At 66.9% G+C, this 17,206-nt stretch carries 4 protein-coding genes; all 4 read right to left on the bottom strand.

The window, feature by feature from the left end; genetic code table 11:
• Positions 1-186: 186 nt before the first annotated feature.
• Positions 187-366, bottom strand: a complete 180-nt coding sequence (locus tag U8525_RS17570; protein ID WP_374267112.1) for a hypothetical protein — start codon at positions 364-366, stop codon at positions 187-189.
• A gap of 177 nt (positions 367-543) precedes the next feature.
• Positions 544-1,023 (bottom strand): hypothetical protein, encoded by a 480-nt coding sequence (locus tag U8525_RS17565; RefSeq protein WP_374267110.1) that lies wholly within the window; start codon positions 1,021-1,023, stop codon positions 544-546.
• Entirely contained in the window at positions 1,020-16,328 is a 15,309-nt protein-coding gene (locus U8525_RS17560; protein ID WP_374267108.1) for an RHS repeat-associated core domain-containing protein, read from the bottom strand. Before U8525_RS17560 ends, U8525_RS17565 begins: the two co-directional genes overlap by 4 nt.
• Positions 16,325-17,119, bottom strand: coding sequence for a peptidylprolyl isomerase (locus tag U8525_RS17555; RefSeq protein WP_374267106.1), 795 nt, complete (start codon positions 17,117-17,119; stop codon positions 16,325-16,327). Before U8525_RS17555 ends, U8525_RS17560 begins: the two co-directional genes overlap by 4 nt.
• Between the last annotated feature and the right edge of the window lie 87 nt (positions 17,120-17,206).

Genomic DNA, 17,206 nt, shown 5'->3' with positions numbered 1-17,206 from the left:
GCCGCTGGAAAGAGCAGTCCGGTCAGGAGGTGCTCGACCTCCGTGCCCTGGTGCTCTCCGCGCGCTGGGACGCCGCCATGGCTCTCACGCTCGCCCCCCTGCGTGCTCAGGTCCACCGGACTGCGTGATCAGGATGGGAGCCAGACCCGGCGAACTCGTCCTTGAGCAGATGTTCTTCCGCGAGGTCTACGCCGTCCTATAAACAAGGGGATGCATCAGGCGCAGCGCCCCTTCCGGGTCCACCGGTGCGAACTCTCGTGCTGCCTTCGCCTCCGCCTGCAGTTTGGCCTCCATCGCCTTGAGCAGCGTGGCGACCTCCTCGGGCACTTCCAGCGTCACCTTCACCATGGCCGGGATTTCTCCCACGCCTCGGCCTGCTCCTGCCAACCCGCCCTTTCGCTCAGGCGATGCTCAGGATCAGATCCACACCCTCCTACGACGTGAAGAAGCCGTAGGCCGCTGATTCATCTGGATGGGATTGAGGCCCGGGTTGGCGCGAGGGATGCGCTGGCCCGGGCAGCCCTGAGTTGAGACGCATCCAATTCACCGATAGCCCGGCGGGACCATCTCACCAGCAAGAGCAACATATTCCCTATCTGCGAAGCGCCCAAGAAGCGCGAACTCCAAAACCTCATTCAATGTCTCAATAAAATAACAAACCGTCCACTGCTGATGGAGCGACATCCAACGCCCGGATGCCGACACAAAGTAAATCATCCCCTCACCAATAGCCACAGGGCATGCCGAATCACCATGAAGCCTCCTGATATATGGCCACCCATCCTCATCAATCCAACGACAAACCTCCTCCACATCAAAATCCAAGACATCATTCCCCCAACCCACAAACCGCATCCCCCCCAGACTTCTCAACACAGCACCAGCCACCGGATGCACTACCACCCCTTCGCCCTTCAACACCTGAACCATTAAATCAATCGGCACACTCCGATCTGGCTCCCATCCACAGGCTCGCAAGACCGCAGCCGCCCCCTCCCCGATAGCAAGCTTATCAGAACTCATTCCAACCAATCCTTCGGAGGAACAAATGGAACCCATTCATTCGTCGGCACGTCATCAGGAACACCAGGAGGCAGACTCTTTGTCGGACGCAACTCCGGATTTAAACGATATATCCATTCGCAATTACCACAAGTCGCCTTGAAATAAAAATGCGGGTCCTTGCCTTTACCCCTGTAATACCCAAACCCCCCGCGCGTGGTCATAATAAAGACAGGACCGCAACTATCTTCCGCACTCATCAGCGCAGCTTCCGCCGCATGAGGCATGGCACACTGGCCTGGAGGAAATCGTTCGAGCCTCTTCCAGGGCAATCTAAACACTGTCGATGGCGGGACCCTACTATGGTCAACAAAAGTATCTCCCGACGGATTAACTGCTCCCTCGAAGACAGTGTTCTTATCTGGCATCTTCGCGCCCGACTCCCTAGCTTCCGCCGACTTAAGCTGCCTATACAAAACACGGAACACTTCCCGCCAGAGCTTCATTTCAACGTCCGCCCCCACTGCATAATTCAGCCTAAATTCCAGCGCCGGATACCTCACCCACTTGGCACCCGCTGCCGAAACTTCATTACGACGTGCCACTATGGCATCGACGCCCATAGTCGCTTCCCAAACATGCGCGCCTGCCTGAATGGCACCGCTCACCTGCTCATCATTCCCCCCAAGCAAAGTTGCCGCACCATAGGAAACCGTCGACAGAGGGCTGAACGCAAGCGCATTACCATCCGCCAACCTACCGGCCGCATATGCCTCACGAGCCGTCAGGTATTCTGGGTACGTTGGCAACTCGATCAGAACCTCTTTCTTATCAATCTTTCCAACAACAGTGGTCCTACCCACCTGATACCAACTCTGCACGACAGCCTCGCCTGGCAGCGCTCTCGCAATGGCCTTTTTCCTACTTTCAATATTACTCAGAAGAACATCAATCGCAAGCGCATCACTGGTGCGAGGCGGCAAGTACTGCACGAACTGGAATGCGACAGGTCGCGAATTAAACCTACCAATGGCTGGAATTAGCGCTGTCCCCCACAGCGTCAGTTCGGCCTGCTCCGTCTCGTCCTCAGACCGCATGCCTGTCGGGTCGATGTATCGCAACGGATTTCCGTTGGCATACCCCCATGACTGCAGCTCATTCGGTGAGTCGAGGTAGTTCTCAGCTCCAAGCGGATCCTCCGACAAGAATCGTCCGGTCTCAGTATCCAACCACCTCTGCTGTGCGTACATCAGCCCCGCTTCTGCATCCCAGGCATGCCCCGTATAGCCAAGGCTAGCCTGCGTGGAGGTGGGGGCTGTACCGTTGCGATAGCCACCCCACGCATCGTAGCGATGCAGCGCCCCTTCGCCCGACATCTGATAGCGACCTACCGCACTGCCTAAACCATCTTGAAGAATTCGCTCAATCCCAACCGCTACCGTTAGGCCTGCCCCCCGTTGATAGAGGTGCGGATTTGAGTTCGGCAGGCGCTCTTCGACCAGTGTCTGCCCACTCCACAGATAGTGAGTGGTCGCCCCGTCGACTATGCGGGAGCGGCGCAGACCAGCATAATCATAGCGATATGTCACTTGCTGCTGCTGATTCTCATCAGTCCGTTCCATTTCGACCAGACGTCCCGAGGCATCGAAGTGGAACAATTTTATCAGACTCTCACGTTGCTCACGCACCAGACGACCGGCGCGATCCGTTTGATACCGCGTAACGACCGCATCGGCAGCGAGTTTATTCCTGGTCTCCTTTAGGCCCCCAAGCTCGTCATAGAAAAACGCCAGATATTCCTGGGGCTGCGCCAAGGCATCGAAATCAAATCCGCTCAGGGTGCCCGCGTAGTCAGTGATCTTCTTTTCGGCCTTGCGCGAGCCATCGTTATGCAGCGCATAGAGAACGGACTGGCCGTCTGGATACGTCACTCCCGTCAAGCGATCCGCAGCATCGTAACCATAGCTCGTCGTCTCTGTGCTCGTGGGCATCCCTGTCGGAGTGCGGTCTACTACCTCAGTGAGTCTGTTACCACGGTTGTCGTAGGTGTAACTGTATCGCAGATAAGGTGAAGAAATCGCAGAGTCGCAGTCCTCAAGACGCGCATCGTGCGTCACGGAGGAGATGCGACCACGGTTGTCGTAGCAGTAGGAATGCTTGAGCGCGTCGTCGCCCACGAACGCAACCCGGTTGCCCCCCGCTTCCCACCCGACGTCCAGCTGCCTGCCGTCCGCCAGCGTCACCTTGCTAAGCCGCTGCAGCGCCCCCACGTCGTAGTTCACTGTTCCCGACGGCGCCTGTACCGACAGCAACACACCACTGTTATGATAGTGGTAGCTGATCGTGTCTGAGCTGTCGCTGCCAATGGTCGCCAGCCGACTCTGCCCATCATAGGTCAGCGAGCGCACCGTCTGGTTCGGGCCGCGGTGCTCCGTCGCCTTCTGGAGCTGGTCCAAGCCATTGAACTCGTAGTCTACAGAGTCGAGGTCCTTGAAGACTCGCAGGGTCCCCGAAGCATCCGCCGTAGGCGTGCCCGCCTTGAACTCCTCGTGGACCACGCGGCCACGACCGTCCAGGATTCGCTCAACCCTCTCGTTCAGCTCGTTCGAGACGTTAGGGCTTCCGTTCGTCCATGTCGTAATCCAGGAGGACGTGCCCCGCGTACGCAACTTCTCACGCCCCAGAAAGTCATAGCCATACGTCACGTCGGGCGTCACCGAACCCGAGGGCGCCTTGATCGAACTCAGCCTCGCCAGTGCATCGTAGTGGTAGAGGAAGGCCCCCAGTCCGGGAGGTGCGACCTCGAGCAACTCATCACGTGGCCCGTATTTGTAATGCCAGACGGCCTCGTCGTCAGGGTCCCCATAAGCATGCCGAATTTCCCTGGCATGGCCAGCATTGTCGTGATCACCGTAGTACGTGCGGCTCACATCCGGCGCCCGCCCGAAGGTTTCGAGCTCCAGGAGGCCCCGGTCGTTGTACGTCAGCGTCCTCACCCGGGTGTCCGGTGTCGTCTCCGTGTGCAGCTGACCATCCGGGAAGTACGTGTAGCTCGTCTGCTCCGTCGGGCCGAAGTGCATCGTCTTCACCCGGCCGCTGGAGTCATAGGCCCATTGGGTCCGCTCGTTCGGCCCAAAGCCATATGCGCGCGACCACATCGGCTTGCCGTCAGCGTAATAGCTCCACTGGTCCTCCGCCCCCTCCTGGAGGCGCCGGACAACATTCCCCAGGCTGTCGACCCGGACCGTCACCGTCCGGCCGCCCTGGCTCTCACCATTCATCAGCCACGATTCGGTGGACGTACCGCTGCGCTCCGCATCCGCCCAGACCGTGTTCGTCGTGTACGAATAGCTGTAGCCAGGGGACGCCCAGGTCTCCACCTCGCTTCGTGTGCGGCCCCGGTCGTCAATCGCATTTGCAGAGTCTCGCCGGATCACCTTCACCGACGTGCCTTCACTTGACTCCTGCCGCATCACCCAGAAACCGTCGTAGCGGGTCCGAACAGAACGCTGACTATCCTGTCCGCCCTTCCACACCTCAAGCTCCACCAACCCCCGTGCGTTGCGCGTGCGTTCGATGACCGTGCCTTCAGGCTCGGTCTCCGTCTCGACACCGTTCCCTGGATAGGCATACGTCCACTGCGCCGAAGGCGACCCTGCGAGTGTGCGGGACAGCATCCGCCCCAGGACGTCGTAGGACATCCCCCACGCTTCATCCTCCCGAGGCCCGAGCTGCGTCAGGACATTGCCTTCGGCATCATGGGTGAACGTTGTCGTGACATTGCGTGACGGGGCAAGCTGAGTCACTGACAGCAGATTGCCGGCCGCGTCGTATTCACGTTCCTGCCGCCGCCCGGCTGGGTCCGTGGAGGCGTACTCCCTGCCGAGTGCGTCGTATTCACGGGTATGGACCGCGGTCTGTCCATCGACTGTCTCGGTGATGCTCAGGACGCGGCCCTGGGCATCCACCGAATAGGTGCGCACCTCGGTCCGATCCGAGGATGCCGTCGACGCATCCCCGGACAGGACTCGCGTCACCAGGACCGACCCGGCCCCCAAAGGATTGTCCGAATACGCGCGGGTCTCGGTCAGCGTCCTCTCACCATCAGGGGACTGCACCGTCCTCACGTAGCGCGTCACCCGACCCAACGCATCGTCGTACGTATAGGTCTCCACCAGACCTGTCACATGGTCCGTACGGGTGAGCACCCTCCCCGCCAGGTCATACGTCGTCCGTGAATGGATGCCACCGTGGCTCTGCGCATTGCTCTGGACTGACGACGCGCGTCCCAGCGTCGTGGAGTCCAATACATGCTTCTTCTGCAACGAACCAAAGGTGCGCTGGACCACCGCGCCCGCCGCATCCAGGACCACCGTCTCCACGTCCGCGAACCGGCAGCTCTCATCACACGGCTCGCCAGAGCCTTTCGTCTCATATGCCCAACGCACTGGCCGCCCGAGTACGTCGTAGCCGATGCGTATCTTGAGACCGTTGCTGTCCGTCACCTCGATGACGTGGCCGTCCGCATCCAGCGCGTTCGCGTAGAGCGTCTTGCCATCCACCGACTCGCCCGTAGACCGACCCGCGCTGTCGTACGACAACGTGTGCCGGTGCCCCCTCGCATCCAGAAACGACTCCAGCCGCGAGCCCTGATAGGTGTCGTACAGGATGGCCCCCTGCTGGGCGTCCAAACCATACGTGAAGCGCTCCGCGCGCTTGAGCCCCTGCCGATACTCCGTCGTGTTCGACTGGCTCCGCCCCCACCGAGCCAGGTCCAGTGTCTCTGTGACCTTGAGCTCGTCATCGCTGAGCACATAGTTGTACGTCCACGCCTGGGCCGGACTGCCAGCGACCGTACGGGTCAACAGACGACCGACGGCGTCATAGGTGAGATCGACCCGAGCTCCCGTGGTGTGGTTCCACTCCAGGATGCGATTGCCGAGCGCGTCGTATCCGTACTCCACCTCATAGGTCTCACGACCACCGGGGCTCTGGAGCGCGCGGGTGACCTCCGCGAAGCGGGGCAATCCCAGCGGCTGCGTCTCATGCCCGGAGAACGTCAGGGTGTTGCCTGATGGGTCGTGTCCGCCCTGCACCACGCCATCCGGATCCGGGAATTGCTGCGCGGTGAAGACAATCTCATCATTCGTGTCCGTGACCGTGACGCCTTCCGGGTCACCCGACGCCGACAGCGGACGGCTCACGCGCACCTGGCCATGGCCCGAAGCCACCGACATCCCCGTGACCCGGCCGGTCTGGCTCTGCCGGCCTGTCACCGACCAGAGCGGGCCACTGGTCGCGCCCGGCACCTCCTGGCTGTTCGCGGGTGCCGCCGTGAGCGTCACCCCGTCCAGTTGGAGCTTGTCGTTGACGGTATTGCTCACCGTGCGGCCCATGGGCGACACAGACGAGTTCACCTGCACCGGGCCGCCGCGAACCTCGCTGCCCCAGGAGACCGTGCTCGGCCCCAAGCCCGGAGCTTCGGTGGCGCGCGTGTTGCCGTACGCGTTGAGGTCCAGGGACACATCCACGCCATCCGGCCGCTTGACGGTCCGCGTCCCCTCATTCACCGCGACGATGCGCCATCCCGGCTCGGGCATGCCCGTCCCCACCACGGACGTGACAACCTCCCACGCTTCCTCGTGCGCATAGAGCCCCTTCTTGGCATCGCGCCCGTAGGTCGCCTGCCACTGGATGACAGGCGTGCTGCCCGGCGCGGCAGTGCTCAGCTTCAACCGCGCGTTCGTCACCTCGTTGGACGCACTCCACAGGGCGCGACCGCTCAACCCGCTGCGCAGCGGCGCGTAGTCGTACTCCCAGACCTGCTTCGCGGGCAGCGCGGAGGTTCGCGTGACGTTGCTCAGGTTGCCGCGTTTGTCGTGCGAGAAGTCCAGGTGGTGCAGAACCTGCCCGCCCTCCTTGAGGCGCACCTCCACCGTCTTCAGCAGCGCGAAGCCCTGGTTGCGCGCCATGTTGCGCAGCCGGTACGCCACCGTCTCATCGCCGGTGTCGATGGCCTCATAGGTCATGGCGAGCTGGAGCCGGCCCGGTGTGCGCTCCACCGTCGACACCAGGTTGCTTCCCGGCGTGTAGGTGAACCGGGTCCAGCCCTCCGTCCCCCGACCGTGTCCGTCATGGAAGCGGTCCAGCAGCCAGCGGCGACGCTCCTCCTGGGAGAAGCCCTTCGCCCGCGTCTCGAACTCGTAGACGAAGCCCTCCGCCGTTTGCACGCGCGCCACGAGCTGCTCAGGCCCCCGCTTCTCGACGGAGAGCTCCATGCCGTGCGAGCCGTCCCTGACGCAGCCGGACGCCGTTCGCGCATCCGGCTCCGTCGTGGCACACGTGGGGAAGTCATAGGCCTGCCCCGCGATCACCACGGTGTAGCGGCCCAGCCGCTCCTCCTGCACGTAACCGTCGTAGTTGTTCGTCCAGCCAACCCCCGTGGGGCTGACCAGGCTGCTCTGGTTGTTGTACGTGCGCGCGAAGCGGACCACCTCCGCGAGTTGCGGAACGGCGAAGTCCTCGTGCTCGAAGGACAAGTGCCCATCCGCCACGTTGATGCCCTGGACGGTGAGCTGTCCCGGAGCGCGCGCATGCAAGCCTTCGAAGGTGCCGCGCGGCTTGCCGAGCGTCCGGACCAGACGTCGCGCCTCCGGCAGCGTCACCTCCTGCACCAGGTAGAAGGGCTTCGCCACCACCCCCGAACCGGGCATGGACACCAGCTGCGCCGGAATGGGCTGCTGGAACAGCCGGGCCCCGTTGAGCCCGAATTGCTCCATCTGCTCCAGCGGCTCCTCCGAGAGGCCCCCCGCCACCTTCTGCACGTCGTACGTGCCATCAGGCAGTAGCTGCACATCCACCTGTTTCACCAGGGTGCCCGCGGCACAGTCCTCGGACGTGCAGACCTTCACGCGCCCGCGATGGATGACGGCGGGATCCAGGGCGAAGTGCGCGGAGGCCGGCAGGGAGATGGCGCGGTCCGTGACAGCCTTGCCCTCGGGGCCGGTCTCCACCGAGCGCTGCGCGGTGAAGGCGCTGCCCGCCTTCAGCAGGTCCACGCGCGGGGATAGGCCCATCAAGTTGAAGCGATAGAGGACGTTGTCCGCGTTGCCGCTGAGGTACAGCTCCACGTAGAGCAAGTCATTGGCGGACAGGACGTCTTCGATGAACTCGTTGTCACAGTTGCCGGTGATGGAGTCGGAGGTGACGTCGACCTCGCACTCCACGCCGTACTCGTCGCTTCCGAACCGGACCACGTAGTCGCCCGTGGGCGTGGCGGCCCGTCCGGCCTCCGGCTGCATCAATCCCGCGAAGAACTGGTAGGCCAGGTCATCGGCGTCGGCCTCGGCCTTCTCTCCATCCAGGACGCGGGAGTCGAGCGCCCCCTGGGCGACGACCTCCGGGTCGGTGAGCTCCACCACCCGGAACTCATGCTCGCGAGCCGGGTCGTAGCGCAGCACCTTGAAGCCATCCGGATCCAGGCTGGTGTAGACGTTCTTCAGCCCCAGGGCCCGCTTGGGGAGCCCCGCGGGATGCGCCTCCTGAGCCTCGGTGAAGTCCGGCGGCGGTGCGTTGCGCTCCGCCGGACGCAGGACGCCGTCCCCATCCTGGTCGCGGGGGAACACCTCGTGCCCCACGACGTGCAGGTAGTAGTTGGCCTTGGGCAGGCTGCCCAGGGTCACGCGCTGGCCCGAGGGCGTGACGATGCGCATCGCCGCCTGGAGCGCGGCGGAGCCACGTCCTGGCACCACGCCGAACTGCGCCACCGCGGGCTCCTCCACCGCGGAGCCCGTCACCCGCACGACCCGCCCCGCCAACGGCGGCACGCCCGCCGGGACGTCCTCGAGGTCTCCTTCACGGAAGCAGGCCGCGGCCTTTGTCTGATTGCTCGCGGCGCCCGCCCCATAGGCGGAGCAGGTCTCCAGGAGCCGTCCGGAGACGCCTTCATCGCGCAGGAGGTCCGGGCGGCACGGCACCGTGCCACCGTCAGGGCCAGGAGCCCGGCACTCGGAGATGCCACCGTCGACCCGGTCCGCGGGCTGGCCCAGGTCCAGGGGGGACTCGCGCACGCCTCCGTCCGGCAGACGCCACTCGGCGGGTGCAAGCGTTCGAACGCGCCAGTGCGTGTCCAGGTGGACATACGTGTCCCGCGTGGTGGCCGCGCCACCGGCGCGCACCAGCGTGGGCGGCGCGTCCTGCCGGATTCCCTCCGGCTCCGCGCCACGCCACACCCGCACGTCGATCTCCGGCGGGTAGAGGTACACCGGCGCTTCGATGCCCAGCGACGCCACCGAGCAGCGCGACAGCTTCGCCGGATTGCCGAAGTCGTCGACCGTCAGGGGCCCGAGCTGGTCGTCAAGGGCGCAGCGGCCGTTCGCATCGAGCTGCAGCGTGCTGATGGCCGGGACCTGGAGGCGGGTCATGCCCGTGTGGCCCGTCGCGTGGTTCACCGCCACGACCACCAGGGGCTCGCCCGCCGTCAGCCGCAGGAAGTTGGTCCGGTTGTCCCGGCACTCCGTCTCATAGAAAGCCCGGTCCTCGTCATTCAGGGTCGTGGGCGCGGGCGCGCTTGGATCCTGCTCGATGGTGGGATTCAGCTCGCGGCAGCGCTCGCGGATGACGCGCTTGAAGGGCGTCGTGGGTCCCATCCGCACCCGGGCGTAGCGGCCCTGCGCGATGCGCTGGCCGGGCTGCGGGACCTCGCATCCCGTGTCAGGCACGCCCACGGTGAACTGGGCGATCGGCCGCTCCAGGTCATCCGCTCGGAAGAAATGGACCTCCGTCCGGGGAATGTCCCGATCCGCGATGGAGGCAAAGCCCTCCTTCTGGACGTCGTACTCGCTGGTTGCGTTCGCGCCACAGTCATGTCGCAGCGCTCGACCCTCGCGGTCCACGAAGTAGAGGGCGCCGTGCAGCAGCCGGGCATCGACGAGGATGTCCGCGCGCGTCTGCTGCCCCGAGAACGTCGTGAAGGTGGGCGAGCACGCGGGATAGCTCGCCGACACCATGGACTGGACAACGGCGGCGCCCGTCTCCGGGTCATGCCCCAACAACGGGCGAGGCCCCAGCGGGATGTCCGCGCAGGCGATCCCCATGGCACTGCCGCCCGGCACGAGCACGGGAATGCCATACTGGCCCGTGTCGCCCGTGACGCCGCTCATCGTCGGCCCTGGGCCGGTCACCGTGACGCGAACGCCAGGGAAGCGCACGACGGACTGGAGCTCCTTCCCGCTGGAGCTGGACTGGTCGTCCCGAGTGAAGGTCAGTTGGAACGTCTGCGCGCCCGCGTCCGCCACAGGCACGGCCCGCACGGTGAGCGTCACCGTGCGAAGCTCGGTGCCCATCCGCGCGTTCAGGGCGATGACGGTGGTGCCGTCGCGGACCAGCTCGACGTTGCCCGCGAGCGTGAGCTCCTGATCGTCGTCGCGCTGCGCGCTGACCGACCAGCTCTCACCCGCCGGAGGCGAGATTTCCGCCCCACCCTCGGCCTTCGCGGTAAGGAATGCCTCGATGCGCTCCGCGCCGGAGCCGTCGGAGGTTCGCGACGCCCGCAGCGCGACCGGCAACATGTACGGGAAGGACACCTGCCGGGGGAGGGAGATGAACGCCTCCAGTTCCTGCGACAGTTGCACGGTGAGCTGCTGGTCTTGCGGTGCACGCACCTTGCCGCTGACGCTGGCGGGCACCGAGGTCTGGATGGACTGATCCAGGACGGGGATGGCCGCGACGTAGCCCGCGAGCAGCTGCGCATAGGCCTCTCCCACGACCAGGTTGAGCGCCCGTTTCCACCAGGGCGCTTCCGGCGTCTGGAGCATTCCCGGCGGCAGAGAGCCTTCCATGCCCGCATCCGGGTCCGCGCTCCCCTGCCCTCCCGACCGCGCCAGCGCTTCACGGACGATCTTGTCCTGGTCGTCGGTCAGGGCCATGTAGCCCATGAACTCCACGGAGCGCAGCGCGAGCGGCTCCTCCGTCCGGATGGACGCGCCGTCCTGAGACACCACGGCCAGGCCCGCCCTCGCGAGCACGTGGGTGCGCGGCTCGTGCGCGAGCACCAGCACGTAACGGCCCGCCGGCAACCCCGTCACGTTGGGGAACTGCAACAGGACCGGCTTCTGGACCCGCACCCCCGCGGGGCCCACCTGCCAGACCGCCGTGGGCGTCGCGTTGTTTTCCAGCCGGATGGGCAGCGACACGGGCTGCAGCCGCGTCGCCATCAACGTGCCTTCCGTCCTGCCGTCCTCGAACAGCAACGCTTCCGGCTCTCCATCAATCGCCAGCGCGCCATGCCTCTGGCCGAAGTCCACGTGCAGCGCCTGCGTGGTGTCCACCCGCGTCGCGCTCGCGGTGTCCACCGCGGTCAACGCCAGCGGCGCGTCCACCGTCTCCACCTCCGGCGTGATGCTCAGCATCCGGCGCACGGTGGGCAGCGGGCGGCCCTCCGCCGTCGTCCCGCCCTCGTAGCGGACCACGCGTGGCCCCGACACCGACGTGATGAACGACCAGTTGCCATCCGCCGTCGTGCGCGCCGCTTCGGCGGTGCTTTCCAGGATGACTCGCACGCCCGACAGCGGCGCGAAGGCGTCATCCATCACAGAGCCGCGCACCCGCGTGAGCGGTCGCCGCACCGTGAGCTGGCTGTAGAAGGCCGACCCCTGCGCAGGACCCACCTCCGCCTGGATGCTCGTCACCTCCACCTGGAGCTGCTCGCCCTCGGGCAGCGGGGCGTTGGCGATGAACGTCGCTGTCTGACCTCCCGGCGCCAGCGAATAGCCGCCCTCGAGGTACTTGCCCTGGGCCCTCACCTTGAAGCCCTGCCGCACCGACGCCAGCGTCGCTGCCTTGTTGAAGGACACGCTGATGAGCGCGTCCGTCTTCACGTCGCTCGCGCCGGCCGCCGGCTGCACACCCGTGACGACCAGCGGCTCCGTGGCCGGGTTCCGGTAGCGCACCACGACGCTGGCGCGCCCCGTGAGCCCGTTCACGTCCGTGGCCTGCACCTTGAGGGTGTTCTCCCCCAGCGACAGCGGGAGGTCCGCCCCATACACGCCAGCGGACTCCTCCGCCGCGAGCCCCGTGCCGATACGCACCTCCGCCAGCGCGGCGAAGGCCTGCACCTTCGCCCGGACGTGAACCACAGCCTGGGGGGATTCGCTGCCATTGACGGGCGACAGCACCGTCACCAGCGGGGGCGCGTGGTCGACGTTGAACGTGAGGCTCTTGCGCTCGGTGTTGCCGGCCTGGTCGACCGCCACCACCTCCACCACCGTCTGTCCCTGCGCCAGCGCCACCGGCACGCTGAACGTGCCGCCCAGCACCGTCGCCGGCTGCCCCTGCACCGTGACACCCGCCAGGTGCGTGTCCCCCACGGTCCCCTTCACCACGTAGGGGGACTCGTGCACCGTGGCCGGGCTCGACTCCGGATCCGTGATGGTCAACGTGGGCCTCGTGCGGTCCACCGCCACCGTGCGCGTGGTGTTCGCCGAGCGCCCTTCCGCGTCCGTCACCTGCACCGCCAGCGTGTGGTCTCCCTCCGGGAGCGCCAACGCCAGGGTGAAGCTACGCGCCGAGACCGCCGCGTTGACGCCGTTCACCTTCACCTGCAACGGCAACGTGCCGCCCTGCACCTGCCCCGCCACCGCCACGCTCACGCCCCCCAGCACCGCCCCCTGCACGGGAGACTCCAGCGCCAGCACCGGCGCCGCCGTCCCGCTGCCCGCATCGGAGGGCAAGCCCGCATCCACGCTGGCCCCACCGTCGAGCGGACTGCCCGCATCCACGGACGTGCCCGCATCGCTCCCGGTGCCCGCGTCCACGAGCCCGCCATCCGGCAGCGTGACAGTCCGCGTGACGTTGACCGTGGACTCGGTGCGCAGGCCATAGCTGTCCATCGCCACGACCGTCAGCGCCTGCGTTCCAGGCGACAGCTGCACCGTGCGCTGGAAGGAGTGATCCGGCAACGTCGCGGCCAGCGCGCCCGCCACCACCACCGTCACCGTGTCCGTGCTGTCCGCGACCGTCGCGGTCCCCCGCACCGTCACGGAGGTCTGCTCCGTCACGAGGCCGTCCGCGGGCTCCGTCAGCGACAGCGTGGGGGGCGTGGCGTTGGCGCGTAGTTGGAGCGTCTCCTCGGCCACGTTGTCCGCCGCATCCGTCAGCCGCAGCAGCAGTGTGTTCGCGCCTTGCGTCAGCGCCTGGGTCACCTCGAAGGAACCGTCCGACGACACCGGCACCGCAGTGCCGTTCACCGTGAGAACCACTGGCGTCGCGTCCATCGCCGTTCCGCGCACCTTCACGGAGAGCGCGCCGATGCGCGCGTTCGAGGACGGGCTCGTCACCACCAACTGTGGCGCCGTCGAGTCACGCAGCACCGTCACGCTCGCGGTGGACGCGTTGCCCGCGGCGTCCAGCGCGCTCACCGTGAGGACGTTCGTCCCCTCGTTCAGCGGCACGGAGTGGCGCCAGACGTCGTCCGCTCCCTTCACCAGCTCCACGCCGCCCACTTCCACGCGGGACACCTGGCCTGGATCCGACACGGAGACGGCGACCTCCACCTGGGCCTCGCGCGTCACCAACCCGCTCTGCGGCGACTGGATGGTGAGCACCACGGGCGCCGTGTCGATGACGAACGTGCGGCGGGCCTCCGCGCTGTTGCCCGCCTGATCCACCGCAGTGATGACCAGCGTGTGCGCCCCGCCCGCGTCCACCGTCGTTCCGCTCGCGAAGTCCGCGCCGTCCAGCGTCGCGCTCACGGTCCCCGGGTGCGCGTCCTCCACCGTCCAGGAGATGGTCGCCGGCGTGTTGCGGTGCTGTCCGTCCGCCACGCCCGTCACGGTGATGACGGGCGCGATGCGGTCGATGGTGAACTGGGCCGTCTTGCTGTCGGTGTTGCCCGCGCGGTCCCACGCGCTCACCACCAGCGTGTAGTCCTTCGAAGTGGAGAGCGTCGTGCCCCCGTCGAAGTCCACGCCGTCCAGCTTCGCCTCGACCCGGTCCGGATGCGCTTCCGTGAGCGTCCATCCCGGCGTCACCTGCTGGTTCGTCAGCGGCTGCGCGGGAAGCCCCGTGAGCTGGAGGACCGGCGGCGTGAAGTCGAGCCCGAAGTGCACGGTGCGCGTGGAGGTGTGGCCCAGCTGATCGACCGCCGTCACCACCAGCGTGTACTCACCTGCTTCGGAGACCTGCGTCCCGCTGTCGAAGTCCGCTCCGTTCAGCTTCGCGGTGAGCGATTGCGGATAGACATCCGTCGCGGAGAAGCCCACCTCCACGGGCGCCTTGTAGTGCGCATCAGGCGTGACGCCAGTGACGGCAATGACAGGCGCCGTGCGGTCGATGCTGAAGGAAGCCACCACCGACGAGCGATTTCCGGCGAGGTCCTCGGCCTTGACCTCCAGCAGGTACGAACCGTCCGCGGTGATCTCCGTGCCCGACTCGAAGGGAGCGCCGTCCAACGTGGCGGTGACCGACTTGAGGTTCGCCTCGGCCACCGTGAAGACGGGGGTCACCGTCGCGGAGACCGGGCTCGTCTGGGGCAGCCCGCTCAACGTGATGGCGGGCGGGGTGAAGTCCAGGGTGAAGTGACGCTGCGCCAGCGTGCGGTTGCCGGCGAGGTCCGTCGCCGACACCTCCACCGTGTGCGGCCCTGCGCCGGAGACCGTGTTTCCGTTGACGAACGGAGCCCCGTCGAGCCGCGCCCCCACGCTGTCCTCGTCCAGGTGGGCATCCGAGGCGCTGTAGGTCACCTCGACGGGCACGTTGGAGAACGCGCCTTCCTCGACGCCTGCGAAGGACACCACCGGGAAGGTCTTGTCGATCGTGAACGACAGCTCCCGGCTGCCGTAGTTACCCGCCCAGTCCTTCGCGATCAGCAAGAGGGTGTGCAGGCCCGCATCAGTGATTGGAACGCCACTGGCCCAGCCGGTGCCGAAGCCGTCCGTGTAGAGCGTGAAGAAAGTGGTCTCCAGGTAGTCGCTGTGCACCGTCACGGTAGGCACCACGGGCCCTGGGTAGTACGCGCCGTCTTCCACCCCGATGACATCGATGACCGGCGCGGTGAGCTGGATGCGGAAGCGCACCCGCTTCTTCGCGACCCGTCCCTCCGGGTCCGTCACCGTCACGAGCCACTCGTAGGAGCCCTCATCCGCCTTCGTCGCGCCGTTCTCGATGACCACACCGTTGAGCGTGGCCTCCCCGGTCAGCGGACTCATTCCAGTCGCCGAGTAGCTGAGCGTCACGGGCCCTCGGGTGACCTCCCCTTCCGTCACCCCGCTGACGGTGAGGACCGGCGCCTGGCTGTCGAGCCCGACCGGATGGCACACGCGGGTCACGTTGCCGCACTGGTCCGCGACCACCGTGGTGACGGCATTGGCCCCCTCCACCAGGGGCAGGTCCAGGAAGTACCCCGTCTGGCCGGAGAGCGCGGCGGTCATCCCGTTGATGACGACGCTCTTGGTGTCCTGACCGAACTGACCGGACACGCGGACCGGAGAGCTGGTGAAGAACGCCCCCGGCTCCGGCTCCAACATGGTCACCGTGGAGGGCAGCGTGTCCGCGTCGAACACCGCCACGCGCACCGAGGACTCCGGCCCGCCGAGGACCGTCAGCTCCAGCTGGTTCGTGGCGGCCAGCGGCACCCTCGCAGCGAAGGTGCGCTTCTGCGCGCCCGTGAGGCCCGCCAGCATGTCCACGCCGTTGAGGCGCACCGCGCCGTCCGCGTCCGGGCCCACCATGTCCACCACCAGCACGCCCACGCGGCCGGCCGCCTCCTGGGGCGTGAACGTCATGGAGCTCGTCACGGGCTCGGGGCCCGCCTGGATGTAGTTCGAATCCACCAGGCTGCACGGAAGCGCGCCGAGCGGAGCCACCGACACGCGCACGAAGCCGCCGCCCGTCGTGGACACCGAGAGCTGGTTGGCTTCCTGCAGTGCCACGCGGAACACGCCCACCGGGGTGCCCGCGGAGACACCGCCCAGCACGGTGCCGTTGAGCGTCACCTCCGACGTCGCCACCTCCTTCGCGCCGCGCGCATCGCCGTTCTGCACGATGACCAGCGCGGGCTCGTTCGGCGAGCCCGTGAACGAGGACGTTCCCTGCTGGCCGCCCTCCACGGCCAGGGTGCCCCCGCGCCACGCCGGTGCCACCGCCTCCTCGATGACGCCAGTGCACGCGGGAGCCAGCTCCGCGGGCGTCAGCCGCATGCGCGTGGAGGCCACGGCCCCGGACGGCTTGGACGCGGGTGGCTCGGGGGGCTCCGGCGTCTTGCTGCACCCCATCACCACCGCCAGCAGCAGGGATCCCCACAGCCCCTGGCTCCGCACTCGGCCACTCATCGCGACGTCTCCCCCTGCGTTCCTGCCGTCCCCGCATCCAACGCGGCCGCTTCCAACGGGCGCATCGCCTGGGGAAAGCGCTCCACCGACACGCGCTCCCGCAGGTCCTTCATCCACCGCGCTTCCGCCTCACGGCGAGCCTCCGCCGCCAGCCGGCCCCGGGCCTCCTCGAACGAGGGCACCCGCGTCTCCACCGGCGAAATCGCCTGGACGATGTGGAGGCCGTAGGGCGTCTCGAAGGGCTTGCCCACCTCGTCCGGCTTCAGGGCCGCGGCGGCCTCGAAGAAGGCGGCGTGCACCTGCCCTTCGAGCACCGGCCCCAGGTCCCCCCCGCGCGGCGCGGAGACCTCGTCCTGGCTGGACTCGCGCGCCACCGTGTCGAAGGCCTCACCGCCCAGGATGCGGGCGTAGAGCAGGTTCACGCGATCCCACGCCCTGCGCCGCTCGGCCGCTTCCGCGCCCGGCGGCAGACGGACCAGGATGTGCCGCACGTGGATCTCCCGGCGCGACAGCGCGTCCTTCTGGGCCGCGTAGCGCTCGCGCAGCGCCTTGTCCTCCGTGGCGCCCTGGAGCTGCTCCTCCAGCAACGCATGGGCGAGGACCTCGCGCCGGGCTTCCGCGAGCCGGGCGCGAACGGCCGGGCGGTCGTCCAGGCCGCGCGCATCCGCCTCTTCCGCGAGCCGCTGCCGGTCGATGAGCGCGTCGAGCTGGGCCTGGAGGCCTCCAGCCTCCGAGGCCCGCTGGGAGGCGAAGAGCTCCACGTCCGAGCGCCGCAGGTCGGTGCGGCCCACCCGGGCCACCACGTCCTCGTCACGGCAGCTCGTGGCGAGCAGGGCTGTCAGGAAGAGAACAGATGTGATTCGGGCAGACGGGAGGAG

The sequence above is a fragment of the Corallococcus sp. RDP092CA genome, from assembly GCF_041903675.1.
Lineage (GTDB): Bacteria > Myxococcota > Myxococcia > Myxococcales > Myxococcaceae > Corallococcus.
This window is presented reverse-complemented; position numbering and strand designations above follow the sequence as displayed.

Excerpts from the sequence above, each read along its gene's own strand:
- U8525_RS17565 (WP_374267110.1), bottom strand. The coding sequence starts at position 1,023 with ATGAGTTCTGATAAGCTTGCTATCGGGGAGGGGGCGGCTGCGGTCTTG.
- U8525_RS17560 (WP_374267108.1), bottom strand. The coding sequence starts at position 16,328 with ATGAGTGGCCGAGTGCGGAGCCAGGGGCTGTGGGGATCCCTGCTGCTG.